The 25,592-nt window shown below is 63.9% G+C and carries 24 protein-coding genes; 13 read left to right on the plus strand and 11 right to left on the minus strand.

What is annotated here, in order from left to right; genetic code table 11:
- The first annotated feature begins 129 nt into the window (after positions 1-129).
- Entirely contained in the window at positions 130-693 is a 564-nt protein-coding gene (gene ahpC / locus AC07UX_RS08425) for an alkyl hydroperoxide reductase subunit C (RefSeq protein ID WP_495191453.1), read from the plus strand.
- Positions 694-915: 222 nt separating this feature from the next.
- Complete coding sequence (gene ahpF, locus AC07UX_RS08430) at positions 916-2,496, plus strand: alkyl hydroperoxide reductase subunit F (protein WP_495191454.1); 1,581 nt, start codon at positions 916-918, stop codon at positions 2,494-2,496.
- 83 nt (positions 2,497-2,579) lie between these two features.
- Here ahpF and AC07UX_RS08435 read toward each other — a convergent pair whose 3' ends face one another.
- Positions 2,580-3,887: an MFS transporter gene (locus AC07UX_RS08435; protein WP_495191455.1), complete on the minus strand. Its 1,308-nt coding sequence runs from the start codon at positions 3,885-3,887 to the stop codon at positions 2,580-2,582.
- Between the two features lie 460 nt (positions 3,888-4,347).
- Complete coding sequence (locus tag AC07UX_RS08440; RefSeq protein ID WP_495191838.1) at positions 4,348-4,995, minus strand: L,D-transpeptidase family protein; 648 nt, start codon at positions 4,993-4,995, stop codon at positions 4,348-4,350.
- 273 nt (positions 4,996-5,268) lie between these two features.
- Between AC07UX_RS08440 and ilvD the strand changes: the two genes are divergently transcribed.
- Together ilvD and AC07UX_RS08450 are read left to right on the plus strand one after the other, a co-directional pair.
- On the plus strand, positions 5,269-7,119 hold the full coding sequence (gene ilvD, locus AC07UX_RS08445; protein ID WP_495191456.1) for a dihydroxy-acid dehydratase: 1,851 nt from the start codon (positions 5,269-5,271) through the stop codon (positions 7,117-7,119).
- A 195-nt stretch (positions 7,120-7,314) separates the two neighbouring features.
- On the plus strand, positions 7,315-7,692 hold the full coding sequence (locus tag AC07UX_RS08450) for a hypothetical protein (RefSeq protein WP_495191457.1): 378 nt from the start codon (positions 7,315-7,317) through the stop codon (positions 7,690-7,692).
- Positions 7,693-8,042: 350 nt separating this feature from the next.
- Here AC07UX_RS08450 and AC07UX_RS08455 read toward each other — a convergent pair whose 3' ends face one another.
- A complete protein-coding gene (locus tag AC07UX_RS08455) occupies positions 8,043-9,410 on the minus strand; it encodes an MFS transporter (protein ID WP_495191458.1) in 1,368 nt (455 codons plus the stop codon).
- 158 nt (positions 9,411-9,568) lie between these two features.
- Between AC07UX_RS08455 and AC07UX_RS08460 the strand changes: the two genes are divergently transcribed.
- The 5 genes from AC07UX_RS08460 to AC07UX_RS08480 all read left to right on the plus strand — a co-directional run bounded on the left by AC07UX_RS08460 (position 9,569) and on the right by AC07UX_RS08480 (position 13,618).
- The gene (locus AC07UX_RS08460) at positions 9,569-10,384 is read left to right on the plus strand and encodes an alpha/beta fold hydrolase (protein ID WP_495191459.1); all 816 of its coding nucleotides are present in this window, start codon (positions 9,569-9,571) and stop codon (positions 10,382-10,384) included.
- 92 nt (positions 10,385-10,476) lie between these two features.
- A complete protein-coding gene (locus AC07UX_RS08465; RefSeq protein ID WP_495191460.1) occupies positions 10,477-11,391 on the plus strand; it encodes a polysaccharide deacetylase family protein in 915 nt (304 codons plus the stop codon).
- Positions 11,391-12,251, plus strand: a complete 861-nt coding sequence (locus AC07UX_RS08470) for an isocitrate lyase/PEP mutase family protein (protein ID WP_495191461.1) — start codon at positions 11,391-11,393, stop codon at positions 12,249-12,251. The genes AC07UX_RS08465 and AC07UX_RS08470 overlap by 1 nt, the downstream gene beginning before the upstream one ends.
- Positions 12,241-12,879, plus strand: a complete 639-nt coding sequence (locus AC07UX_RS08475; RefSeq protein WP_495191462.1) for an isochorismatase family protein — start codon at positions 12,241-12,243, stop codon at positions 12,877-12,879. The genes AC07UX_RS08470 and AC07UX_RS08475 overlap by 11 nt, the downstream gene beginning before the upstream one ends.
- Entirely contained in the window at positions 12,872-13,618 is a 747-nt protein-coding gene (locus AC07UX_RS08480) for a maleate cis-trans isomerase family protein (RefSeq protein WP_495191463.1), read from the plus strand. Before AC07UX_RS08475 ends, AC07UX_RS08480 begins: the two co-directional genes overlap by 8 nt.
- A 4-nt stretch (positions 13,619-13,622) precedes the next feature.
- Here AC07UX_RS08480 and AC07UX_RS08485 read toward each other — a convergent pair whose 3' ends face one another.
- From AC07UX_RS08485 to AC07UX_RS08495, 3 genes are read right to left on the minus strand one after another with little or no spacing between them, the layout of a single operon-like run.
- The gene (locus tag AC07UX_RS08485; RefSeq protein WP_495191464.1) at positions 13,623-14,828 is read right to left on the minus strand and encodes an MFS transporter; all 1,206 of its coding nucleotides are present in this window, start codon (positions 14,826-14,828) and stop codon (positions 13,623-13,625) included.
- Positions 14,825-15,088 carry a hypothetical protein gene (locus AC07UX_RS08490; RefSeq protein WP_495191465.1) on the minus strand — a complete coding sequence of 88 codons (264 nt, stop codon included), beginning with the start codon at positions 15,086-15,088 and terminating at the stop codon, positions 14,825-14,827. The genes AC07UX_RS08485 and AC07UX_RS08490 overlap by 4 nt, the downstream gene beginning before the upstream one ends.
- Positions 15,081-16,124 (minus strand): class I SAM-dependent methyltransferase, encoded by a 1,044-nt coding sequence (locus AC07UX_RS08495; RefSeq protein WP_495191466.1) that lies wholly within the window; start codon positions 16,122-16,124, stop codon positions 15,081-15,083. Before AC07UX_RS08495 ends, AC07UX_RS08490 begins: the two co-directional genes overlap by 8 nt.
- 197 nt (positions 16,125-16,321) lie before the next feature.
- Between AC07UX_RS08495 and AC07UX_RS08500 the strand changes: the two genes are divergently transcribed.
- Both AC07UX_RS08500 and AC07UX_RS08505 read left to right on the plus strand, forming a co-directional pair.
- Entirely contained in the window at positions 16,322-17,545 is a 1,224-nt protein-coding gene (locus AC07UX_RS08500; protein WP_495191467.1) for an FAD-dependent oxidoreductase, read from the plus strand.
- A 14-nt stretch (positions 17,546-17,559) separates the two neighbouring features.
- The gene (locus AC07UX_RS08505; protein WP_495191468.1) at positions 17,560-18,132 is read left to right on the plus strand and encodes a hydrolase; all 573 of its coding nucleotides are present in this window, start codon (positions 17,560-17,562) and stop codon (positions 18,130-18,132) included.
- Here AC07UX_RS08505 and AC07UX_RS08510 read toward each other — a convergent pair.
- The 4 genes from AC07UX_RS08510 to AC07UX_RS08525 are packed head-to-tail and all read right to left on the minus strand — an operon-like array spanning position 18,125 to position 21,751.
- The gene (locus tag AC07UX_RS08510; protein WP_495191469.1) at positions 18,125-18,949 is read right to left on the minus strand and encodes an alpha/beta fold hydrolase; all 825 of its coding nucleotides are present in this window, start codon (positions 18,947-18,949) and stop codon (positions 18,125-18,127) included. The genes AC07UX_RS08505 and AC07UX_RS08510 overlap by 8 nt on opposite strands.
- Entirely contained in the window at positions 18,946-20,061 is a 1,116-nt protein-coding gene (locus AC07UX_RS08515) for a class I SAM-dependent methyltransferase (protein ID WP_495191470.1), read from the minus strand. The genes AC07UX_RS08510 and AC07UX_RS08515 overlap by 4 nt, the downstream gene beginning before the upstream one ends.
- Positions 20,058-20,363, minus strand: a complete 306-nt coding sequence (locus AC07UX_RS08520; protein ID WP_495191471.1) for a hypothetical protein — start codon at positions 20,361-20,363, stop codon at positions 20,058-20,060. Before AC07UX_RS08520 ends, AC07UX_RS08515 begins: the two co-directional genes overlap by 4 nt.
- Positions 20,363-21,751, minus strand: a complete 1,389-nt coding sequence (locus tag AC07UX_RS08525) for an MFS transporter (protein WP_495191472.1) — start codon at positions 21,749-21,751, stop codon at positions 20,363-20,365. The genes AC07UX_RS08520 and AC07UX_RS08525 overlap by 1 nt, the downstream gene beginning before the upstream one ends.
- Before the next feature lie 119 nt (positions 21,752-21,870).
- Between AC07UX_RS08525 and AC07UX_RS08530 the strand changes: the two genes are divergently transcribed.
- Together AC07UX_RS08530 and AC07UX_RS08535 are read left to right on the plus strand one after the other, a co-directional pair.
- A complete protein-coding gene (locus AC07UX_RS08530; protein WP_495191473.1) occupies positions 21,871-22,710 on the plus strand; it encodes an alpha/beta fold hydrolase in 840 nt (279 codons plus the stop codon).
- Positions 22,700-24,004 (plus strand): M24 family metallopeptidase, encoded by a 1,305-nt coding sequence (locus tag AC07UX_RS08535; protein WP_495191474.1) that lies wholly within the window; start codon positions 22,700-22,702, stop codon positions 24,002-24,004. Before AC07UX_RS08530 ends, AC07UX_RS08535 begins: the two co-directional genes overlap by 11 nt.
- 218 nt (positions 24,005-24,222) lie before the next feature.
- Here AC07UX_RS08535 and AC07UX_RS08540 read toward each other — a convergent pair whose 3' ends face one another.
- A complete protein-coding gene (locus AC07UX_RS08540) occupies positions 24,223-25,590 on the minus strand; it encodes an FAD-dependent oxidoreductase (protein WP_495191475.1) in 1,368 nt (455 codons plus the stop codon).
- Between the last annotated feature and the right edge of the window lie 2 nt (positions 25,591-25,592).

Here is a 25,592-nt window from a genome sequence, read left to right on the forward strand (position 1 = left end):
GATCAATCGGACAGGCTCTGATCGTTTTTCTCACTTAGCGCATCCGAGAAAAGCAATTTCCCCCGAATCGACCGCATCCCTACATGGGTCTTCGCAACCGCAATATTATTCATCAGGAAAAGGAAGCCCATGGCTCTCATCAACACCCCCCTGAAGCCCTTTTCGGCCACCGCCTACAAGGAAGGCAAGTTCGTCGACATCACGGACGCCGACGTGAAGGGCAAGTGGGCCGTCTTCTTCTTCTACCCGGCCGACTTCACCTTCGTCTGCCCGACCGAACTGGAAGACCTGGCGGACATCTACCCCACCCTCCAGGGCATGGGCGTGGAAGTCTATTCGGTATCGACCGACACCCATTTCAGCCACAAGGCCTGGCACGACACGTCGCCGGCGATCGGCAAGATCAACTATTTCATGGTCGGCGACCAGAACCACGCGCTGGCCACCCAGTTCGACGTTCTGCGTGAAGGCGTCGGCCTGGCCGATCGTGGCACCTTCGTCCTCGATCCCGAAGGCGTGATCCAGCTGGTTGAAATCACCCCCGAGGGCGTGGGTCGCAACGCGGCCGAACTGCTCCGCAAGGTGAAGGCGCTCCAATATTGGGCCAGCCATCCGGGCGAAGTCTGCCCTGCCAAGTGGGAAGAAGGCGAAGCCACCCTGGCCCCGTCGCTCGACCTGGTCGGCAAGATCTAAACAACCGATTTCCAGTCAGATGGGACATCTGACGACCCGGAAATCGCACCAAACCAAGTCCTGAGAAGGCACTCGCCGGACCGGGTCGAGCAAGAAGCTCCCCGGCCCGGCGGGGTTTTTATCCCGATATTCATCGCTATCTTCGAACGGAACGCCGGGCCTTCGGGTCGCACTGCCTGGCGAACGGATCGTCGCGCGCATTAATCCATGGAGACGCACAAGATGTTGGACGCAAATCTCAAAGGTCAGCTGAAGGCCTATATGGCGAACATCACCCAGCCCATCGAGCTGGTGGCGTCGCTGGACGATGGCGCGAAGTCGCGTGAAATGAGCGAATTGCTGGGCGAGATCGCGGAGCTGTCGGACAAGGTTTCGGTCGTGACGGGCGCGGACAAGCGTAAGCCCAGCTTCATGATCCGCCGCGTGGGCACCGATATCGGTGTGACCTTCGCGGGCCTGCCGATGGGGCATGAATTTACCTCGCTGGTGCTGGCGTTGTTGCAGGTCGGCGGCCATCCGTCGAAGGCGGCGCAGGATCTGATCCAGCAGGTCAGGGATCTGGACGGCGACTATGCGTTCGAAACCTATTTCTCGCTGTCGTGCCAGAATTGCCCCGACGTGGTGCAGGCGCTCAACCTGATGAGCGTGCTCAATCCCCGGATCAGCCATGTCGCCATCGACGGCGGCCTGTTCAAGGAGGAAGTGGACGCACGCAAGGTGATGGCGGTGCCGACCATCTTCCTGAACGGCGAACCCTTTGGCCAGGGCCGCATGGAGCTGGAGCAGATCGTCGCGAAGATCGACAGCGGCGCGGAAGCGCGCGCTGCCGAGAAGATCAAGGCGCAGGACCCGTTCGAGGTTCTGGTCGTTGGCGGCGGCCCCGCCGGTGCGGCAGCGGCCGTCTATGCAGCGCGCAAGGGTATCCGCACCGGCGTCGCGGCGGAGCGCTTTGGCGGGCAGGTGCTGGACACGATGGATATCGAGAATTTCATCTCGGTATCGCGCACAGAAGGGCCGAAACTGGCGTCCGCGCTGGAAGCGCACGTCAAGGATTATGATGTCGAAATCATGAACCTGCAAAAGGCGGCCAAGCTGATCCCCAGCAAGACCGAGGGCGGCTATCATGAAGTCGTGCTGGAAAATGGCGCGTCGCTCAAGGGCCGTACACTGATCCTGTCCACCGGTGCCCGCTGGCGGCAGATGGGCGTGCCGGGCGAAGAGGAATATCGCAACAAGGGCGTCGCCTACTGCCCGCATTGCGACGGTCCGCTGTTCAAGGGCAAGCGCGTGGCGGTGATCGGCGGCGGCAATAGCGGCGTCGAAGCGGCCATCGACCTGGCCGGCATCGTCGCCCATGTGACGCTGGTCGAATATGACAGCCAGTTGCGCGCGGACGCCGTGTTGCAGCGCAAGCTGGCCAGCCTGCCCAACGTCAAGATCATCACCTCGGCGCTGACCACCAAGGTGGACGGCAATGGCGAGCGGGTCACGGGCCTGTCCTACAAGGACCGCAACCATGGCACGGAGCATGATGTCGAACTGGAGGGCATCTTCGTCCAGATCGGCCTGGTCCCCAATACCGAATGGTTGAAGGACGCGATCGCCTTGTCGCCGCGTGGCGAGATCGAGATCGACGCGCGCGGCGAAACCAGCCAGCCGGGCATCTTTGCGGCGGGTGACTGCACGACCGTCCCGTACAAGCAGATCGTGATCGCCATGGGCGCGGGATCGACGGCGGCGCTGTCCGCTTTCGATTATCTGATCCGCCTGCCGGCCAGCGAGGAAGCGGCGCAGGCGGCGTAAGACAAACGAAGCTGTTCCGCGGCGAAGGCCGGGGTCCGGTTCCACGCTCTCAACTGGACCCCGGCCTGCGCCGGGGGACAGCCCTAGAAAGGCCGATCCGGTAACGGGTCGGCCTTCTTGCTTTTGCGTGACGCGGTTTCCGGCAGTGCGATCAGCACCGGCAGGACGCAAAGCGCCACGACCGCGATCATGGCGCCCGGCGCGGGCGCCCAGCCGCTCGCCGCCACCAGATGATGCGCCAGCCATGGCGTAAGCCCGCCGAACAGGGCGGTCGCGCTGGTCGCACCAAAGGCCAGGCCGCTGAGCCGCCCCTCCCCCGGAAATTGCTCGGCCGTGGCGACGGCGCCCACAGCGCTGACCGCGCCGCCAAGGCAGGCCAATAGCACGGCCCCCGCCAGCGCCAGCCCAAAGCCGCCGCGCATCATCAGGAAAAGCAGCATCGGCAGCAGCACGCCCGCGATCGCCAGCCCGACCAGCACCGGCCGGCGCCCAACCCGGTCGGTCAGCAGGCCGGTCATCGGCGTGACCAATATGACCGCCAGCGCCGCCAGCGTCGACAGCCACAGCGCGTCGGCTTCCCCGGTCGCGCCCATGGCGGACAGGAAGCTGGGCACATAGGTGATGCCGACATAATAGGTGATCGATCCCAGTGCCGAAATGGCGAAACCCCGGCCGATCGCGGCGCGATGATGGCGCAGGCTGTGGCGCAGCGGCGACCGGGGCGTCGTCGCCTGCGCCTGTTGCCGCAGGAAATCGGGGGATTCCTCCATGGTGGACCGGGCCAGCAATATGATGCCGGCCAGCGCCGCACCGACCAGGAAGGGAATGCGCCATCCCCAACCCGCCAGCGCCATATCGTCCAGCGAGGCGACGGTGATGGCGGACACGCCCGCCGCCAGCAACGCCCCCACTTCGCTCGCCGCCGACGCCAGCGATGTGACGAAGCCGCGCCGCTCCGCCCGCGCGCCCTCCAGCAGATAAGCAACCACGCCGGTATATTCGCCCCCCACGGAGAAGGCCATCAGGCAGCGAAGCCCGATCATCATCCAGCCCGCCGCCGGACCGACCTGCTCATGGGTCGGCAACATCGCCGTCGCCAGCATGGCCGCGGTCATCATTCCCATCGACAGGATCATGGTCGGCCGCCGTCCATAGCGATCGCCGATATGCCCAAAGACGATCGCGCCGACCGGCCGCATCAGATAGGCGACGGCAAAACCCGCCAGCGCATCCCCCAACCCGACCGCACCGCCGCCGAAAAACACCCGCGACAACACGGTCGCGAAATAGAGATAGAGGGTGAAATCATACCATTCCACAATGGTGGAAAGCGCCGCGACCGCCAGGGACCGGGTGGGCAGCGGCTGAGAGGAGGTGGAACGGGCCTGCATCGATACTCCTTCGCCTTCGCCGCCATATGCCCCTTCCTGCGCCGATATCTGTCGCGTTGGAAGGGGGGCTGCGACAAGGCGGGAGACCGGCATCGCGATATCATGCGGCGACAGAGCAATGGCGGAGATGGGTGGGTAGCGGAACGGCGGGTTTTGAGCCTAACGCCCTGGATACCGTCATCCCAGCGAAAGCTGGGATCTCAGGCAGGCGCACATTGCGTCAACGGATAGCGCAAGACGGCTGGCCTTCTTCTACTACCGCCTGAGACCCCAGCCTTCGCTGGGGTGACGGCTATGGGACAGATCGGAAAGATCGCGATAAGTTGGCAAATGGCTGATAGTCGCCATACCCTCCTTCGTCATGCCGGCTTTTGTCCGGCATCCCGCTTGCTCCGGCAAAGCTCGAAAGGACGTGCGTCGCGAGCCTGCAAAAGCGGCCGGGGCGACGAAAGTGGCCCGCCTACCGACCTATTATCCCGAAGATGCCGGGATCGACCTCCAGCATCGGCACCTCTCCCGGCCCCGCGTCTGCCGGCATGGTCGCGGCCGGCACTGGCGACAGGATAGCGCCTCCGCGCGTCCGCGGCTGCCCGAACGTCACCACGCTACTACCCGGATCGCTCAGCACCAGCGCGTCGAGCTTCAGCGCCGCGCTCAGCCGCGCCTGCGTCACTTCCACCAGCGTCCCCATCTTCGTCATCGCGAACAGCTGCCGCGCAAAGGCGTAGGGCAGACGGATGCAGCCATGGCTGGCGGGATAGCCCGGATTATGCCCGGCATGGAGCGCAATCCCGTCCCAGGTCAGCCGTTGCATATAGGGCATGGGCGCGTTGCTGTAGAGGTTGGAGCGGTGCCATTGCCGCTTTTGCAGGATCGGATAGTCGCCGATCGGGGTGCGGTGCCCCTTCATGCCCGTCGATACGCTGGCCATGCCGATCAACCGGTCGCCGACATAGACATGGATCATCTGCTTTTCGATGCTGATGACCATATAGATCGGCCCGTCGCGCGATGCGTCCCAAGGACCGGTTTCCAGCCAGCGATAGCCACCCGGCGCCATCGCCGCTTCGCCCGCAGCCTGCACCGGACCGGCCGACCCGCCTGCCATCAGCGACAGGCCCACTATGGACGCAAGGGCAAGAGCGCGCAGGCAGGGCGACAAGAAACGCATAATGGTTTCTTAACCATGATCGCCGCCAGCGCCACCCCCGGCTTTGCCCCGCCGATCATGCGGTCCCATCGTGGGACAAGCTACACCAAGGGACCGACGCGAAGCGCTCGCAATAAAATGATAGAAATGGCGCGTGAAAGGAATAAAATGTTTCACAGCCGCGTCGCAGTCTGTAGAGGGGCGCGATCATAGTCTGAAGGATTCCGAGTCATGCCTGCCTATCGTTCCCGCACCACCACCCATGGCCGCAATATGGCGGGCGCCCGTGGTCTATGGCGCGCGACGGGCATGAAGGACGAGGATTTCGGCAAGCCGATCATCGCGATCGCCAATTCATTCACTCAATTCGTGCCAGGCCATGTCCACCTCAAGGATCTGGGCCAGCTGGTCGCGCGCGAAATCGAGGCGGCGGGCGGCGTCGCCAAGGAATTCAACACCATCGCGGTCGATGACGGCATCGCAATGGGCCATGGCGGCATGCTCTATTCGCTGCCCAGCCGCGATCTGATCGCCGACAGCGTCGAATATATGGTCAACGCCCATTGTGCCGACGCGATCGTGTGCATCTCCAATTGCGACAAGATCACGCCCGGCATGCTGATGGCCGCGATGCGCCTCAACATCCCGGTCGTCTTCGTGTCCGGCGGGCCGATGGAAGCGGGCAAGGCGACCGTGCGTGGCAAGAAGGTCGCGCTCGACCTGGTCGACGCCATGGTCGTCGCCGCCGACGAAAATTATACGGACGAGGAAGTGAAGACCATCGAACGGTCGGCCTGCCCCACCTGCGGCAGCTGTTCGGGCATGTTCACCGCCAATTCGATGAACTGCCTGACCGAAGCGCTGGGCCTGTCGCTGCCAGGCAATGGATCGACGCTGGCCACCCACTCCGATCGCGAGCGCCTGTTCCGTGAAGCCGGCCATGTCATCGTCGACATCACCAAACGCTATTATGAGCAGGATGACGAGAGCGTCCTGCCGCGCAGCATCGCCAATTTCGCGGCGTTCGAAAATGCCATGAGCCTGGACATCGCGATGGGCGGGTCGTCCAACACGGTGCTGCACCTGCTGGCGGCCGCCTATGAAGGCGGGATCGACTTCACCATGGCCGATATCGACCGGCTGTCGCGCCGCGTGCCGTGCCTGTGCAAGGTCGCACCAGCCAAGAACGACGTCCATATGGAGGATGTCCACCGCGCCGGTGGCATCATGGCGATTTTGGGCGAACTGGAGCGCGCGGGCCTGATCGACGCAAGCCTGCCGACCGTGCATGCGCCGACCATGGCCGCCGCGCTCGCCCGCTGGGACATCGGCCGCACCAATAGCGAGGAAGTGCGCAACTTCTATCGCGCGGCGCCCGGCGGCGTGCCGACCCAGACGGCGTTCAGCCAATCCGAGCGCTGGGAGGAACTGGACACCGACCGCGAGCATGGCGTGATCCGTTCGGCCGAACATGCCTTTTCCAAGGATGGCGGCCTGGCCGTGCTGTTCGGCAACCTCGCGCCCGAAGGCTGCATCGTGAAGACGGCCGGCGTGGACGAAAGCATCCTCGTCTTCCACGGCCAGGCCCGCGTCTATGAAAGCCAGGACGCGGCGGTCGCGGGCATCCTTGGCAACGAAGTGAAGGCCAACGACGTCGTTGTCATCCGCTATGAAGGGCCAAAGGGCGGGCCGGGCATGCAGGAAATGCTGTATCCCACCAGCTACCTGAAGTCGAAGGGGCTGGGCAAGGCCTGCGCGCTCATCACCGACGGGCGTTTTTCCGGCGGCACGTCGGGCCTGTCGATCGGCCATGTGTCCCCCGAAGCGGCCGAAGGCGGCCTGATCGCGCTGGTCCAGACCGGCGACCCGATCGTCATCGACATCCCGGCCCGTGTCATCAAGGTGGACCTGGACGACGCGCTGCTGGCGGAACGCCGCGCCGAAATGGAAGCCCGCGGCGCCAAGGCATGGAAGCCCTTCGGCCGCAAGCGCGACGTGTCCCCGGCCCTGCGCGCCTACGCCGCAATGACCACCAACGCGGCCAAGGGCGCGGTGCGCGACGTCAGCCAGATCGAGCGCTGATCGACATGCGTCCCGCCAGTTGCCATGCCGGCGGGACGGAACACATGAATTGCTTCGATCGGCGGCATGGATCCATGCGCAGCATTGCGGTAATTTACGCAGCGACAGCCCTACAAAGTTGACGGCCTTTGGAGCGGAAGGCATAAACGCTTCGATACATAATTAATCATGCCTTAAGCATGATATGGTGAGGATGTGGTTGAAATCGATCTCCTTTCCGATCCTGACGGGATCATGGCGATCTTTGCAAGCGGCCAGTGGGAATTGGTCGATGTAGATTTGCTCTATCGAAATCTGAGAATTGAGCTGAGCAGGCGGCGCGCGCATGGGCGTCCTGTTCGTATCCTTTTCGATATTACAGAGGCGCTCCGCCCGACCGAGGCTGTCGCCGCCCGCACGCTCTGGCAAATGCAGCGCACATTCCAGTCATCGGATCGCGTAGCGATATGGACCAACGATATCGACCAGAAGAAGCGTCTGAGGGCATTGCTTGCAAGCACCAATGTCGCCGTGTTCAGTTCGAAACTGCCTTCGGAGATGTGGCTGACAAGCGATATCGATCGCCCTTATTAGCATGGATAGGCCATGACCGGCTAATGCGCGGGGACGTCTTGCAACCAGTTGGCCGATAGGGATCGCCCCATAGGTCCATGAACCAGGGCAACCTCGCAACGACGACCTTGGCTGCGAGGCCTGGAACAGGCTCGTCGATCAGCGCTGGCGCATCGTGCCTATCGGACGCCGCAAATAGGCGCACGAGCGAAGATCAAGGCAGGTTGGTATAACAACTGACAGTCGCTGCTGACGACCCACTCCAGCGCTTGAAGCCGTTTCCGATCCGATCCCATTGGCCCGGCTGCCCTACGTCCTTGGCTTGCCGCGTTTTCCGAGTCAGCAGGCGACTCCAACAACGTAGAAACGCTCTAATTTGTACGGATAGCACGAAGCGCCTTCTCATCCAGACGATAGAATAGCATAAGCCCCATGCTGATACAGATCAGCAGCGCTGGAATGATCGATGCACCAGCATAGAGGCCCGAAATAGCCGATTGCGGCTGATCGACCAGTTTACCCCCCGTCGTGGGGATATAACCGGAGAAGGACAGGACGGCCCCGGTGATCGCTGCGCCCAACGCAAAACCCAGTTTTTCCACGATGGTGTAAATTCCTGAAAATATGCCCTCGCGGCGCAGGCCGGTCTTGATGCGATCATATTCCATGATGTCAGGCAGCATGGAGATGCTGAGCAATGTCGTGCCGGCCGCCGCCAGCCCATTTATCGCGCCGCGCCACCAGATAGACGTCAGGCTCAGGTCCGGGCCAGTAAAGAACCAGCTGCCATAGACAATTGCAAGGCAGGCGGTGGCGACGATATAGGCGTTTCGCTTGCCGATGATGCGGGCTGCGCGAACCCACAGTGGAACCGCCAGAGCAGAAACGACATTCTGCACGACGGTCAGATGTATCAATCCTGTATAGCCGACCTTCGCGACATTCAGCAGAAACAACAGTTTCGTCGTGTTGATGACGGCGATCGCCATGAACTGAGCAATTTTGATGGACATCAGGAGCACGAAAGGCCGGTTGGTGACGAGGGCCCGGATCGCCTCGCTCTTGCTCATATGGCCAATGGGGCTTGCGTTGACGAAACGGGCCGTGCGGGTCCCCGCGAAGCAGGCCAGCATCGTTGCAGTGAGGATCGCGCCCGTCACCGCTCCCATAATGGCGTAGCCAGCGCTTCCCCCGCCCGCCCAGCTGATCAGTGCCGCCGTCCCAGCCGAGGAAATGATCTGGCCGAAGGTGATAAAGAAAGCGCGAAAAGAAAAGAGGCGCGTGCGTTCATGATAGCCGTCGGTCATCTCGCCCGCCATGGCGACATAAGGCACGGAAAAGAGCGAATAGCCGGTGGAATAGACGACCAGCGCCATCCCCATCCAGATGACGAGACCCATGCCTTCCAGCTTGGGTGGCATGAAGATCAACAGGAAAGACACGCCCGATATCAACGCGCCGACGAGCAGATAGGGACGACGCCGACCCCAGCGACTGCGAGTCCGGTCGCTGACCATGCCGATCACGATGTCCGCCACCGCATCATAGAGTTTCGAGACGGTGAGCAGCAGCCCCGCCAGGCCAGCCGACTGCCCAAGCACCGTCGTCATCAGCGCCGGAAAGAAGGTCGTGACGGTATTCAGCAGGATCGCGATCCCCAGCGAACCGATACCGAAACCGATACAGAGGCGAGTCGGCAGGCGATCCTCGATCGATGAAGTTGCAATCGTTGCCGACACTTAAGGCCTCCCTGAAGGGTGAAGGCGAAAGCATGCACGCTTTACGGAAGGGGCGACGAACGGATCGATGACTATCCGCAGGGTGGATAGACACGGACGAAAGCAGCAGTAGCGGCGATCGGAGCGCTAATCCGAATGGACGAGCCAGGGAGACGGGCATGACCATCCGCCGACATTATGCCGATGGCCGCTGGGGCCAGATCCACCTGCGGATCGCCAAGGGCGGCAGGGTGGACGCCCCGCCTCTACTGATGCTGCACCCCACGCCGAAGTCCGGCTGGATATGGGAGCCATTGATGCCATTGCTGGCAGCCGGGCGAACTGTGATAGCGCCCGACACGCCAGGCTATGGGGCGAGCGATGCGCCGTCCGATCCGGCTGCCATCACTGATTTGGCGGCCGAGATGCTGGACCTGATGACGACGCTGGCGCGCGACGGGTTGATCCCGGCGGGGCCGTTCGATGTCGTGGGCTACCATACTGGATCGGTCATCGCGGTAGCCATGGCGCTTGCAGCGCCCGAACGGGTGCGGCGGATCGTGCCGGTGTCCCTGCCGCTCTATGACGCCCAGGCGCGCACCGCGCGGATGGAGCGGCTTGCCGCCGGCACCACCCTGGCCGATGATGGCAACCATCTGCTGGCCATGTGGCAGCACATGCAGACCCTGTTCGATCCGCGCATCGACATCGGCTGGAAGCAGGAATCGCTCACCGAAAATCTGCGCAGCGGCGCGCGTGCCTATTGGGGCTATGCCGCGGTCTATGGCTATGATCTGGCGGCGGCGCTGCCCATGCTGATGCAGCCGGTACTGCTGATCGCGCCGGAGGACGATTTGTGGCAACCGACGCAGCGGGCCGCGCCGCTGATCCCCCATGTTACAGTAACGCCTTTGCCCGGCGCGGGACATGGCCTGTTCGTGCTGGAGCGCGACGCCATTGCGACGATGATCGACACATTCCTGCGCGCACCCTGACCATTTTATTCGCCCTGCGAGGAAAATACCCGCCCCTTTTGTCCTCGCTCTGTCGGTTCGTTAAAGAGCAGTTCCGCGCAAGGAGGTTTCCCATGGACTATGACTATATCCCGCTCCCCGCCCGCCAGCCGCTCAAATGGCCGGACGGCAAGCAGGTCGCGTTGATCCTGACATTCAATCTGGAGACCTGGGATCTGACGAAGGACACCGACAAGCCCTATTATGCAGGCGGCCCGTCGATCCTGCCCGATATCCTGCCCGGCAACACGCCCGATTTCCCCAATTTCACCTGGCGCGAATATGGTCAACGGGTCGGCATCTGGCGCCTGTTCGATCTGTTCGACGAATTGGGCGTGCCGGCGTCCTGCACCACCAATGCCGTCACATTCGAACGGCGCAAGGCGATGACCGACGCAGTCCTGGAACGCGGTTGGGAATTATTGACTCACAACTGGGAGCAGGGCGAACTGCTGACCAATTTCGCGCAGGATCCGACGAAGGAGCGCGAAGTCGTAACGCGCACACTGGAGCAGTTCGAAAAATTCACGGGGCGCAAATCCAAAGGCTGGTTGTCCTCCTCGCTGCGGGGCACGTTGCAGACGGCCGACATCCTCGCCCAATATGGCGCGACCTTCTATTGCGACATCATGAACGATGATCAGCCCTATCTGCTGAAAACGCCGCATGGCCCGATCGTGTCGGTCCCCTATTCGAACGAGATCAACGATTTCACCTTCATCACGCGGAAAAATTATACGACGGACCAGTTCCGCGACGCGCTGATCGAGGAACTGGACGTGCTCTATGCCGAGGGCGCGAAGACCGGGCGGATCATGAATGTCGGCCTCCACCCGCATGTGTCCGGCCGCGCGCATCGCGTACGGGCGCTGCGCGAGTTCATCGAACATGCCAAGTCGCTGCCGGGCATATGGTGGACCACACGTGAGGAGATTGCAGACTGGTATCTCCAGAATCATGAAAGCCATATTCCGGGCCAGCTCGGCTGATGGACCATATCGCCGCCCTTCGCGCGCTGATCGCGCCCGGCGGGCGGCTATTGTCCGTGCCGGGATGCTGGGACGGGCTGACCGCCCTTTTGGTCGAGAAGGCCGGTTTTCCGGCCGCTTTCGTCACCGGCGGGGGCATTGCCATGGGGCGCTTTGGTCGCCCCGACATCGGCCTTGTCACCGCGACCGAGGTGATCGACACGATCACGGCGATCCGCGACCGGGTGGCGATCCCGCTGATTGCGGACGGCGACACGGGATTCGGCAATGCGCTGACGCTTGCCCGCACGGTCCGCGGATTCGAGCGGGCAGGCGCAAGCGCGATCCAGATCGAGGATCAGGGCTTTCCGAAGCGCTGCGGCCATATGGCGGGCAAGACCGTGGTGCCGATGGGCGAGGCGCTCGGACGCATCCGGGCGGCTTTGGACAGTCGGGACAGGATGCTGGTGATCGCACGCACGGATGCGCTGGCGGTCGAGGGGCTGAACGCCGCGCTCGACCGGGCGGACGCCTATCTGGAAGCGGGCGCGGACATGATCTTCGTGGAAGGACCCCGCGACATGGCTGAACTGGATGCCGTGTCGGCCCGCTTCGCCGGGCGCGTGCCGCTGGTCCACAATCTGGTCGAAGGCGGTTTCACGCCGACCAACGACGCCCAAATTCTGGAACGTGGGGGGGTTCGGGTTGCGCTGCACCCCCTTCTCCTGATGCATGGCCTGGTAACCGCCGCCCCTGGCTGGCTGGCGCATCTGGCCGCGCATCGCACCACCGACGGACTGCCGCTGGCGCGGCTTTCCGACATGAACGCGCTCACCGGCGCGGCCGATCTCATTGCTTGGGGAGACGATCATGCGGGATGACCTGCAAGAGGATTATGCCGCCGCCGGCTTCGGCGGTCGATTGCCGTTCGGGCAGCGGCCCGTGCTGCTGATCGTCGATGTCGTGATGGCCTATCTGAAACCCGCCTCGCCACTCTATGCCGGGGTGGAGGCGGCACTCGCTTCCAACGAACGCATTGTTGCCGCCGCCCGCGATGCTGGCGTGCCGGTAATCTTCACCAATGTGGTCTATGAGCCGGGCGGCGCGGATGGCGGCATATTCTTCCGCAAGGTGCCGGCTTTGCGCGCTTTCACGCGCGGGTCGCCGGACGGCGCCTTTCCCGACACGCTGCAACCGCGCGCGAACGAGATGGTGATCTCGAAACAATATCCGTCCGCTTTCTTCGGCACCTCGCTCGCCTCCACGCTGCACGCGATGCGTGTGGACACGGTGATGGTGACCGGATTTTCGACCAGCGGCTGCGTGCGGGCAACCGCGCTCGATGCGCTGTGCCATGGCTTTGCGCCCTTCGTGATCCGCGAGGCATGCGGCGACCGGGACGCCCGGCCGCATGAGCAAAATCTGTTCGATATGGCAGCCAAGATGGCCGAGGTGGTGAGCGAAAAAGACGCCGTCGCCCTGATGCAGAAAGGACGTAATCATGGGTGACATGCTGGGTTGGCGGAAGAAGTTCGGCGTGCTGGGGCCATCGACCAACACGGTGGTGCAACCGGATTTCGACGATCTTCGCGTGGCGGGAGTGACCAATCATTATAGTCGCATCATCGTGGAGGACGCCAAGGCACTGTCCGACGAAAGTTTCATGGCAGGGACGCTCAAGATCGACGAGGCGACCCATGAAGCGGTGCGCGGTGTGATGACCTGCCGCCCCGACTTCCTGGTCATGGGCATGTCGGCCGTCACCTTCTATGGCGGCGCCGAAGGATCGGCCCGGTGGTCCAAGGCGGTCGAGGAGGTCGCCGGCGTTTCGCTGTGCACCGGCGCGCAGTCGCTGATCGCTGCCTTCAGCGCCTATGGCGGGATCAGAAAGGTGGCCGTGCTGTCACCCTATTACCCGGTCGCCAATGCGGAAGTCGCCAAGTTCATGAGCGACCATGGCGTGACCGTGGTGCGCGACACGCCGTTGCGCTGCCCAAGCTGGACGGCGATTGCAGAAGTGCCGCCGGCACGGCTACGCGATACGGTGCTGGGACTGGACGGCGACGATGTGGATGCGATCGTGCAGGTCGGCACCAACCTGTCGATGGTCCGCTTTGCCGCGGCGGCAGAACTGTTCCTGGGCAAGCCGGTGATCGCGATCAACACCGCGACCTACTGGAACGCGCTGCGCATGAACGGGATCATGGACAGGAAAGAAGGCTTCGGCCGGTTGATGGCCGAGTTCTGACCCCTTATCCGGTGCGCAGGCGTGCGGCGAGCACGGCCAGCGCGCCGGAAAGGACGAGCGGCACGGCGAAACTCAGGAACACGGCCCAGAGCGGCAGCTTCGCCGCCAGCAACATGCCGCCGACCGCTGGCCCCAATATCGCCCCGCCCCGGCCGATGCCCACCGCCCAGCCGGTTCCGCTGCTGCGCGTTTCGGGCGGATAGAGTTCGGCGCAAAGTGCGTAGAAGCCGCTGAAGCCGCCCTGAAGGGTTAGGCCGATGCCGAAGGCGATGAGCAGGACCAGGGCGAGCGGCAAGGGCGCGGAAAAGAGCAGCAGCAGTATCGCTGCGCCGCCAAGGAAGAGGCGGATCAACCGAGCGATCGACGTGCGGATCGCAAGCCAGCCGATCGCGGTCGCGCCGACGCAGCCGCCCAGATTGAAGATCGTGCCCGCCCATAGCGCTGCGCCAGGCGCAAGGCCCGCTTCGATGGCGAGGCCCGGAATCCAGCTGGTGATGAAATAGAGGACGGCAAAACCGGCGAAGGTCGCGCACCAGAGCGCCAGCGTCGATCGCCAGCGGCCCGCGATGAAGAGCCCACCGACCGGCGGCGTGGCGCTGCGGTTTTCTTTCCCCTCCTCCAGGAAGCGGCGGGATTCGGGCAGGCCGATCCAGGCGACAGGCAGGACCGCGAGGCTGATGCAGCCTGCGCCAAGCAATGTCGCCTGCCAGCCGAAGGTCGGGATCGCAGCGATGCTGGCCAAACCGGTAAGCACCGCGCCGATCGGGTAACCCGCCTGAAAGAGGCCGATGGCAAAGCTGGTCCTACCTGGTGGCGCATATTCGGCCGTCAGCGCGGCGATGCTGGCAAGAAGGGTGCCGATGCCGATGCCGGCAACGATGCGCGCGATCAGAAAGGGCGTGAGGCTGCCAGCCAGGCCCGTACCCAACATGCCTGCGCTCATCATCATGAGAGCCATCAGCACGATCGGACGCCGTCCGATACTGTCAGCGAAGGGCGCGACCAGCAAGCAACCGATCACCATGCCGGCAAGCCCGGCGCTGAAGATCAACCCCATCATTTCAAAACCGATGGTCCAGTCCGCTGCCATGGCGGGCGCCACATAGGACATGATGAGAACGTCCATGCCATCGAGCGCATTGATGAGAGTGCAGATGGCCACGACCCGGCGGCGTAGCGGCGTCCATCCGCTATCGATCGGTTCGCTCATCGCGCGCCATCCAGAGCGCGCGCCACCGCCTCGATCAACCGGTCGCGCTCCGCATCGAGCCGTTCCTGAAACGCCGGATCGGGGGCGAAATCGTCGATCATCGCGGCCACATCAATGCCCCGGTCCGCAAGGACCGTTTCCAGCACCATCTGGCGGTCGCGCATGACCCACAACTCACGCGCAAGCGCCAGCACGGCGTCGGCGACACGGTCCAGCGAGGCGGCAGGCAGGATCGTCCGGTTGGGCGTCGGGTCAACCATGTTTGCGGCCCACCACATAATAGGGATTGCCGGTCGGCGAAACGCCGGTCGATGTCACATCGACGAAGCCTGCCGACCGAGCCCCCTCACCCAAATCCAACTGGGCTGATGAACGCCAAAATGGCTCGCCGCCCCATTTCGCTGACCAGTCGAAGCGCCAGGCGGCCAGCCGATCCAGATCGGCATAGCGCGGCACGTCCGCCATCAGCAGCATTCCGCCTGGTCGCAACAATCGCCAGGCTTCCGCGAACCATCGGGTGATGATGCGCGGCGGCAGTTCATGATGGATGGCATAACTGGTGACGAGGTCCGTGCTTTCGGCGGGCAGGCCACTCTCCTCGCCTACTCCGACCCGCAAATCCCACCTGTGGCCCAATCCGTTGCCGACCCGCCGGGCCTGCTCAAGCATCCGTCGCGACGGGTCTATGCCGATGATCCGCGCGTCCGGAAAGCGCTCTGCCAATGCGACCGTGTAATGGCCGCTCGACGTGCCGAATTCGACGATATCACGCGCGGCGAAATCGCCCAGCGCCTCGAGCACCCGGCGACGCTGGGCATAGATGTCGCCCGGATAGATGCGCGAGACATAGCGGCGATGCACAAGCTCGCCATGAACATAGCCGTTATAAGGCGATGCGTCCCATCCGCCCCGCGTGCGATGAAACCAGATTTCCGACCAATAGCGCGGCTTGGCAGCGCCATCGTCCGTCAGGGTCGAGGCACCCTGCTCCAGCGCGTCCAGCGCAGGAACAGCGATGTCCGCTACTTCATCGAACGCCTCTTCGCACACGCGGCCATGTTCCCTAGCGCTCCAGTCGCCGAGCCAGGCATGCGTCGTCCATGGCGCCACATCCCGCAGCGTCGCATCGATCAACGCATGGCGCGCATCCATGTCGTCGGGCAGCGTCCCGGCCGTCACGCCCCTGTCCGCCAAAACGCCCTCGCATGCCTGCTGGCGACGGCGCGCGGCCAGCCGCACGCCCACCTCGAAATCGATGCGCGCGCGCCCGCGCTGCTTGAGAGGAATGTCGATCATCCGCGCCTCCAAATATCTGGATGACGCTCATCCACGCGCAGCCCCGCGACAATCGCGCGCACCATTCTGATCGCTGGACGAACAGATCGCACAGGACGACCCGCAATTTATCGACCTGCGGATAAAGCTGGCGGGCAGGTCGCGGCCGGGGCCGCCACTTCCTAGCAGATGGGGCGACCATAGATTTCAGGGGACTTATGACCGATCCGCATATCAAACAGGCCGGTGAACGGGTGCAGGTGGTGATCGCCGGCGCAGGCCCGGTCGGATGCGTCGCGGCCACCTATCTCGCCCAACGGGGCATCGACGTGATGCTGGTGGAATCGGGACCGGACTGCGCACAGGACATGCGCGCCTCCACCTTTCACGCACCAACGCTGGAGATGCTCGACACGCTGGGCTTCACCGAAAAGCTGTTCGAGCGCGGCCTGAAAGCCCCCATCTATCATTGGCGCGACCGGCGCAGCGGCGACATCCTCTCCTTCGACATGACCGAGATTGCCGACGCCGTCCGATATCCCTTCCGCGTCCAGTGCGAACAATATCATCTCGCCCGCATGATGGCGTCCGCGCTGGAGGAACTGCCCGCCGCGCAGGTGCTGTTCAACCACCGTCTGGTCCATCTGGAGCAGGATGGCGATGGCGTTACCCTTTCGCTGGAAACGCCCAACGACATCCGCACCGTGCGGGCTGATTACCTGATCGGGGCGGATGGCGCATCTTCCATCGTGCGCAAGTGGCTGGGTGTCGGCTTCGATGGGTTCACCTACCCTGAAAAATTCCTGTGCCTGACCACTGAAACGCCGCTGGAGGAGTATCTCCCCGGCTTGGCGCCGGTAAATTATGTCTCCGATCCCGACGAGTGGCTGGTGCTGCTGCGCGTGCCGACGCTTTGGCGCGTGCTGGTGCCGGCGAATGATCTGGATGAATCGGTCGACCTGCGATCCGATGCCAAGAAGAACGCAGTGTTCGACGGGCTGACCGGCGATGGCACGGCGGTGGAAACCTTCCATCGCACCGTCTATCGCATCCACCAGCGCGTCGCGAAGCAGTTCCAGGTCGGCCGCATATTCCTGATGGGGGACGCCGCGCATCTCAACAACCCGCTAGGCGGATTCGGCATGAACAGCGGCATTCATGACGCCTTCAACCTGTGCGAGAAGCTGGTCGAGGTGATCCAGAACAAGGCCGATCCGGCGCTGCTCACCCGCTACGACCGCCAGCGACGGCAAATGACGCATGATTTCATCCAGAGCCAGACGATCCAGAATATGGAGCTGATGCGCGGTGGCCAGTCCGAAGCGCACAGGTTGCAGCGCGCCAAGATGGAGGCGTTGGCCAATGATCCCGAAAAACGCCGTGCCTATCTGTTGCGGCAGGCGATGGTGACCAGTCTGGCAGACGCAGCCGCGATCGATTGACGAGAGGAGCCGGCATGGACATCGACCCAACCCGCACCGCGCTGGTCGCGATCGACCTGCAAAAGGGCATCGTAGCGAACAGCACCGCGCCGCACGCATCCGCCGATGTAGTCGCGCGCAGCCGCGCCATCGCCGAAGCGCTGCGGGTTGTCCGTGGCATCATTGTGCTGGTGACGGTCGATTTCCACAAAGGCTTCGTCGATGCTTTGGCGCAACCGGCCGACATCAGCGCGCCCCGTTCATCCGACGGGCCGCCCGCCGATTTCGCAGAGATCGTGCCGGAACTGGGTGCGCATGACGGCGACATGCGCATCGTCAAGCGGCAGTGGGGCGCGTTTTACGGCACCGAATTGGACTTGCAACTGCGCCGTCGCGGCATCGACACGATCATCCTGGCCGGCATCGCCACGCATATGGGCGTGGAATCAACCGCCCGGTCGGCGTGGGAGCATGGCTATCGACTGATCTTTGCGGAGGATGCGATGGCCAGCTTCAGCGACATGCTGCACGCTTTTCCGATCGCGCACGTCTTCCCGCGTTTGGGGCATGTGCGCAAGACCGACGACATCGTCGCCGCGCTCAGCTGAGCGTCGCGACGATCGCCTCGGCCTTCGCCGTCAGGCCCGCTTCGACCGGCACCAACCGACAATCGGGCGCGGCCTTCGCCAGCGCTTCTGCCTGCGCGCGCAGGCCCGGTATCTCTCCCACAGCGTCGAGCAGGTAGAAGGGGCGCTCAAGCCGCTCCAGCCGCGCGCGGGTAGGATAGGCAAAGGCCGCGCGATAGGCGTGATGATAGGTGCCCAGCGCCTTCAGTACCTCCATGGCCGCACTGTGCAGCGCATCCGCATCAGGCACCGCGCGCGTCATGAGGCGATGCGCGGGATCGCGGACATAATGGGGGAAATGCAGCGCCTGATCGCGGACGAAATGGAAGGCCCAGAGGAGATGCGATCCATAATCGTCGGGCTGCACTTCGGGCGCGTAGCGTTCGATCAGTTCGTCCCGCAGCGCGCCTTCATATTCACCGATACCGTCTGCAACGATGGCGGCCACGCGATCGGGGTGCCGCACCCCCGCCTCCACGGCGATCCGAGCGCCCGTGTGCGCGCCGTAGATGTTTGCCCGATCGATGCCGAGCGCATCCATCAGGCGAACGAGCGCATCGGAATAGTCGGCCATGTCTGGCGATTGCGCGATCAGCGCGGCGCTGTCGCCGTTGCCCGGCGTGTCCGGCGCGATCAGCGGCGGCGCGTTGCCGGTCGCCATGAGCGCTTCGACCAGCGGCACCAGATTCGCCGACGATCCGGGTGAGGCATGGAGCAGCAGCAACGGCGTGCCGCTTCCTTCGACATGACGATAATGGGTCAGCCCTTCGGCGACACGGGCAAAGGCGCGGTCGATCACGCCCGGCCCGACGCCACGAACCAGGAACCGAACACGCCCTTCGACGTCTGGCCAAAGCCCCCCTGCCCCGGCTGCGGATCGCCGCGCGCCGCATCCTGATAGCCGGTCGCGACCTTGGTGAAGCCTGCCTGCCGCATCAGGGCGTCATAGTCAGCGCTGATCGCCGCCCGCCAGGCCGGCTCGTTGTTGTAATCCGCCTCGATCTGTCCGCGGATACGGCCCCAAAGATCCATCGCTTCGTAGCGCTGGGGCACTTCCAGATGGATGGCGACGCCGCCCGGCGCGAGCAGTCTGCGGCTTTCGGCGAGAATGCGCGGGATCGCATCGGCCGAGGTTTCGTGCATCAGCACGGCGGAAAAGACGAGGTCGAAACTGCCGCCAGGATAGCGCGTGCCTTCCGCATCGTCCTGCGCGAGATGCACGGTCGCGCCCATCGACGCGGCGCGCGCGCGGGCATAGCGCAGCATCGACGCGCCGAGATCGATACCGTGGACTTCGGCTTGCGGAAACGCCTTGGCCAGCGGCACCAGGCTGGCGCCGACGCCGCAGCCCAGCTCCAATATCCGGCTTGGCTCGAAATCGGGAAAACGGGCGAACAGATGCGCCAGCACGGTGCGCCCCCGCCCGTCATTCAACAGACCCCCATTGCGCCCCAGCATATAGACCGCCCCGCCGCGATCCATGATCGCGCCTTGCAACACGCCACCTTCGTCATGCTGGTAACCGCCCGGCATCAGATGGACGTCGCGGCTTTCGATATAGGCGGGCAGGCCCGCATCATCGGGCAGGGTGACCGATCCCGCTTCATGCACGGCTGCCTTGGCGTCCAGTTCCTTGCCCTGCCGCGCGACGCTGGTGGCGATCGCATCCCATAGCATGTCCTGCGATGTGCGGCGCAGGCTGGCCCAGGCGCGGAAAATGTCCTGTTCGTGCAGCGCTTCGTAGAGCCTTTCCTCGCGCGCATTGCTTTGCGCGCCCGGATCGAGCCGTGCGGCCAGCGTGCGCTGATGCCCTTCCACCTCGCCGCCGATCCAGCCCTTGAGGTCACGGATGAACAATTGTTCGGCCAGTTCGTCATGGCTGGCCTGCGGCAACATGGGATGGGCGGTCATGCGGAAGGCTCCTCCTCATGGGCAGCCCGCTCCGCATCGTCCTTGAGCGGGCGGAAGACCTTGGCGATCAGGCGCTGGCGGGTCGCGTCCCGTTCCTGTGCAGCCATGGCATCGGGAACATAATCCTCGATCGCGGCGCGCGGCACCATGCCCGATGCGTCCGCCAGCCGCTCCAGCGTGTCGAGCCGTTCGCGCGTCATCGCCAGTTCCGACGCCAGCGCTGCAACCATCGCGAGCAACCGGTCCTCCGCCGGCGACTGGCCCTGCACGGCCAGGCGGCGATTGACGGGCGGACGGGGCATCAGGACGCGCTCCTCAAGGTCATGCTGCGTTCGTCGAGCGGGTAGAAGCGCAGCACGACAATGCTCGCCAGCAGGAAGCCGGTCGAGAAAACGCAATAAACGAGCGTGATGCCGGTAATGGCGCTCTGCGGCTGCTCGACGGCTTGATGTCCGGTCGACTGGATATAGCCGAACAGGCCCAGGATGATGCCGGTTAGCGACGCACCGATCGCCTGCCCCAGTTTTTCCACCAATATGTACACGCCCGCGAAACTGCCCTCGCTGCGCTGGCCGGTGGCGAGATATTGATAGGCTATGGTGTCGGGCAGCATTGATTGGCTGATCATCACGATCCCGCCATTGCCGAACCCGGCGAGCAGGCCGATACCACCGATGATCCAGCCATGGGTGCCGGGACCAAAGGGGAGCCAACTGGCCCAGACGAGCGCCGTGAACAGCCCCGCGATCGTATAGGTCTGCCGCTTGCCATAGGTGCGCGCGCACCAGAGCCACAGCGGCTGGACCAGAACGGTGCCGATGGTGAGCGTCGCGTAGATGATACCGAGCCAGGCATCGCTCATCTCCAGCCGTCGCTGGACGAAGAAGGCGGCGGACGCGGTGTGCAGGCCAGCCGCGCTCATCAGCATCAGCTTTGCCCCCTGCAACACCATGAAGGGCCTGTTGCGCGTGGCGAGTTTCAGTTGCTGGCGATAGGGGAGATGGTTCTTGTCGATTTCGCGGTGGCGCGCGGGCGCGGTCAGGAAGAAACAGCCCATCAGCACGGCAAAGATAAGCAGGCCGACGATGATGCCCATCATCCGATGGCCCATCAGGCCGCCGCCGAACAGGGCGATCAGCGACGCGGTGGCCCAGCCGCCGACCAGATTGCCCAGTGCCCCGTTGATGACGCGGAAAGACATGAGTTTCGATCGCTCATGCGGATTATCGGTCATCTCCGCCGGCATTGCCATGTATGGGACGGCAAAGACCGCATAGGAACTGGCGTGCAGGATCAGCAGGCCGGCCAACAAGGCGACCGCTCCTGCCCGATTTTCAATCACCGGCGCGTTGAAGGCCAGCATGAAGGTGAGGCCGCAGGCGAAGGCACCGGCCAGCAGGAACGGCCTGCGGCGGCCCCAGCGCGACTGGGTGCGATCGGAAAAGCCGCCGAAGATCGGATCGGCGATCGCGTCGTAAATCTTTGCGAGCGCGAAGACAGTTCCGGCTATGGCGGCGGGAACACCCATATAGTCGGTCATGAAGCGCAGGAGCAGATAGCTGCCGACCATGAAGGCGGTAAGACCCATGGTGCCCAGCCCCCATCCGAACTGAAGGAGGAAGGGCAATCGGTCCGTCGTCGAATCGGCTTGGCCCATGGCGGCGGAGTTGGGGGTAGATATCTGGGTCACGGCCATACACAATCATGACGGTCGGCAAGGCGCATCAAGGGTCGCCCTTCTATCCACCTGACGATCAATTGTGCGGGATGGGCGGCGCGCAATGCTATCATGGCGCTTATGGAGCAGCTATGACCGCAGCACGCAACGGCTATACCGACGCCCGGTTCGGGCAGCTCCACTATCTGGAGGGACGCCCAGATGCGCCTGCGCGCCGCCCCCTCGTCCTGCTGCATCAGAACCCGTCCAGTTCAGAGGAATATCGCCACCTGTTGACCGAAATGGCGAAGGACCGGCGCGTCATCGCATTCGATACACCGGGATTCGGCATGTCCGCCCGGCCGGAGCAGCCGATCGCCATGGCCGAATATGCTGCCGCCTTCGCCGAAGGGATAACTGCCCTGGGGCTGGACGAACCGGTCGACCTGTTCGGATTTCACACTGGCACCTTCCTCGCGATAGAATTGGCCAAGCTGCTGGGCAACCGCGCGCGGCATCTCGTGTTGTCAGGCATCCCCTTTCGGCCGGAGGCGGAGCGGCGCGAGCGGCTCGACCAGATTCATGCGGTGCAGCCGCCAACCGATGATGGCGAAGCGATCTTCGCACGATTGCGATGGCTGTGGAACTTCACCGTCGCGCAGCGCACGCCGGGCATCCCCATCGAACGGGCGGCGCAAATCTGGGCAGAGCGCGCCAAGCCGCTGCACCGTTACTGGTGGCCCTATGAGGGCGTGTGGACCTATCCGGTCGAGGAACGGCTGGCGCAAATCGCACAGCCCGTGCTGATCGTGCAGCCGCACGAGCCGCTGCTGGAGCATAGCAAGGCAGCCGCCCGACTGATTCCTGACGCGCGCGTCGTGGAACTGCCAGGCATGGACCGCGATATTTTCGAACCCGAAGGCGGCGTATTGCGGATCGCGCAGGCGCTGCGTGCCTTTTACGATGAACAGGAGACGACCCATGCTGCTTAACCGCGCCCGCGCCAACGCCATCATGGATCTGCACGGCCTCGACGGGCTGGTCGCTGCCTTTCAGGAAAATATCTACTATCTCTCCGACTATTGGGGCTCGATGTTCCTGATGTCGCGCAACTATACGCTCTATGCCTTCCTGCCGCGCGACGAGAGCAAGCCTGCTGCCCTTATCATGCCGGGCACAGGCGTCTATCATCTGGAACATGCCCCGACATGGATGCCCAATGTGGCGACCTTCATCACCCGCATCGCGCCCAAGGCGATCCCCGAACGCGACTTTGAATTTTCGACCGAGGAACTGATCGAGGAACCGGCTTCCGGCGGCGATCAGGTCGTGACGGCAGAGGCGGTGAAGGACGCGCCGCTTACACCCTATCCGACGCGGCCGGGTGCGCCGATGGCCCCGCGCGACCAGCAGTTGCTCGACCGCTACGCCCAGCATCGCGGCGGCGCGGAGGTTACGGCGTGCCGCGCGCTGGCGGGCGCAATCCGCGCTGCGGGCCTGGAAAAAGGGCGGCTTGGGTTCGATGATCCGCGCGTGCTGGGCTGGTTGCAACAAGTGGGGCTGGACGATCTGCGGGGCGTCGATGCGCTCAATATCTTCAAGCAGATCCGCATGGTGAAGAGCGAGGCTGAGATCGACCTGCTGAAAACCGCCGGGCGCATGAGCGAGACTGCGATCAATACCGTAGTGGACGCGATGGAAGTCGGCATGCCGCTCGACGAACTGGGCCGCATCCATGCCCTTTCCATGGCGCAGCAGGGCGGACGATCCGAATGGATCATCGCCAATATCCGTGGCCTTGCAACAGGCGTGGTGGAGCCGAACGAACTCATCAAGCTGGATTCGGTGGGAAGCTGGCAGCAATATCGCGGCGATGTCGGCCGATCCGTCTATTTCGGCACCCCTACCGACGAGATGCTACGCCGCTTCGACGCAGTAAGCGCGGCGCTGCGCATTGCCTATGAGGCAATCCGGCCGGGCAAGAGCTTCAAGGAGATTGTCGACCTGACATTGAAGTCGGTGCACGAGGCAGGCTTCCCCGGCTTCGTCATTGCCGGGCCGCATTCGGTGGGGCTGGAGCATACGGACCATCCGGTGTCCGTCGGGCCGGAAATGCCCGGACATCACCCCCTCGTCTTCGAGGAGAATATGGTCTTCACGCTGGACATGCCCTATCATGAGTTTGGCTGGGGCACGACCCATGTCGAGGACATGATGATCGTGCGGGCCAATGGCTGCGAGCCGATCACGTCGATGGATACAGCCCTTCGCGTGAAACCTATCTAGCCGGGGAGGCTGGCCTTGATCCCCGTCCCGACTAAATGGTGCGGGCTTCCGAAAGTCGCCGTCGATCGCGGTCGATATCCGCAGGGAAGACATGGCGCTTCTCTGCGGCCTAGAACTTTTCTTCGACCGTCAGCCGCGCGTGCGCGAAGGGCTGGCCGCTCCAGAAGAAAAGGACGACGCTGCACCCGCGATAGGGATGCTCGTCCGGATCGTCGCTTCTAGCCCTTGGCCAGCCGCGCCGCCGCTCGACCGGCCAGCTTGCCCAGCGTCGTCGCGGCAAGCAGGCCGTTCCCGGCAAGATAGCCGTCCGCACCGGGCCCGGATATGCCCCGCGCCGCCCCGCCGCCCGCAAACAGATTGGGGAAGGGCGATCCATCCGCCTTCAATACACGCGCATCGCGATCGACCACCAGACCGCCCTGCGTATGGAAGAGCGCGCCTGTCACCTTTGCGGCATACCAGGGACCGGCCAGTTCGGGCTTGCCTGAAAAGTCGCGGCCGAAGGCGTCGCTCGTTTCACCGCGCGTCATGGCGGCCACCCCCTCGACCGTCCCGGCCAGCGCCTCGACCGGCAAACGCACGGCTCCGGCCAGTTCATCGACCGTGTCTGCCCACACCACTGCGCCCGCGCCCAACGCTTCCCGATAATCGTCGAAGTCGAGCATCAGTTCATGCAGCCTGTGATCGAAGATCGACCAGGCGACATGGCCCGGCTGCGCATTCACCTTGGCCGCCTGCTCGGAATAGCCCGACGCCTCGTTGGAGAAACGCAGGCCATCGGCATTCACCTGAAAACCGCCTTCCATGATGAGCGGCCAGAGGATCGGAACGCCATGCCCCGCAGCCAGCCCGCCATGGCCCTGATAGGCCCCAAGGTCAGCGACCGCCGCGCCCAGCTCCTCGCCCCAACGCAGCGCGTCGCCCTTGTTGCCGGGATGCCCGTGAAAGACAGCCTCTGCCATATCCGGGATATGGCGTGCGACAAGATCAGCCGCACCGCCAAAGCCCGAACAGGCCAGGATCAGCGCGTCGCAAATGATGGTTTCGGTCGTACCGTCGGGGCGCAGGACGCTCAGCCCGGTGACACGGTCGCCTTCGCGCGTCAGATCGCACGCGGTTGCCTCCGTCAGTATCATCACTTGCGCCCGCTCGGCCGCGGATTCCAGCGCCGCCATCAATTCGCCGCCCGTGCGGTGGGGAGTGCCATACATGCGCTGTGCGCTGTGGCCGGGATACAGAAAGCCGCCGATCAGGGCGAGAGGTAGGCCATGAGTGTCGCGCAGCCAGGCGATGGTTTCGGCGGATTCGTTCGCGATATGGCGGGCCATGGCGGCATCGGTCGCGCCCTTGGTCTTGGCCAATATGTCGGCGGTGAAGCGATCCGGGCTGTCAAAGATTCCTGCGGCGGCCTGCTCGGGCGTCCCGGCGGCGGGGATCAGGCCGGTCGACATCGCGGTGGAGCCCAGCGGCGTCTGATCGCGCTCGATAACCAGTACCTCCGCGCCAAGGTCGGCGGCGGCCAACGCGGCTGCGAGGCCCGTTCCGCCCGCTCCTATGATCACGACGGAAACATGGATGGCATCCATGA

The sequence above is a fragment of the Sphingobium sp. GW821-FHT02B05 genome, from assembly GCF_059421905.1.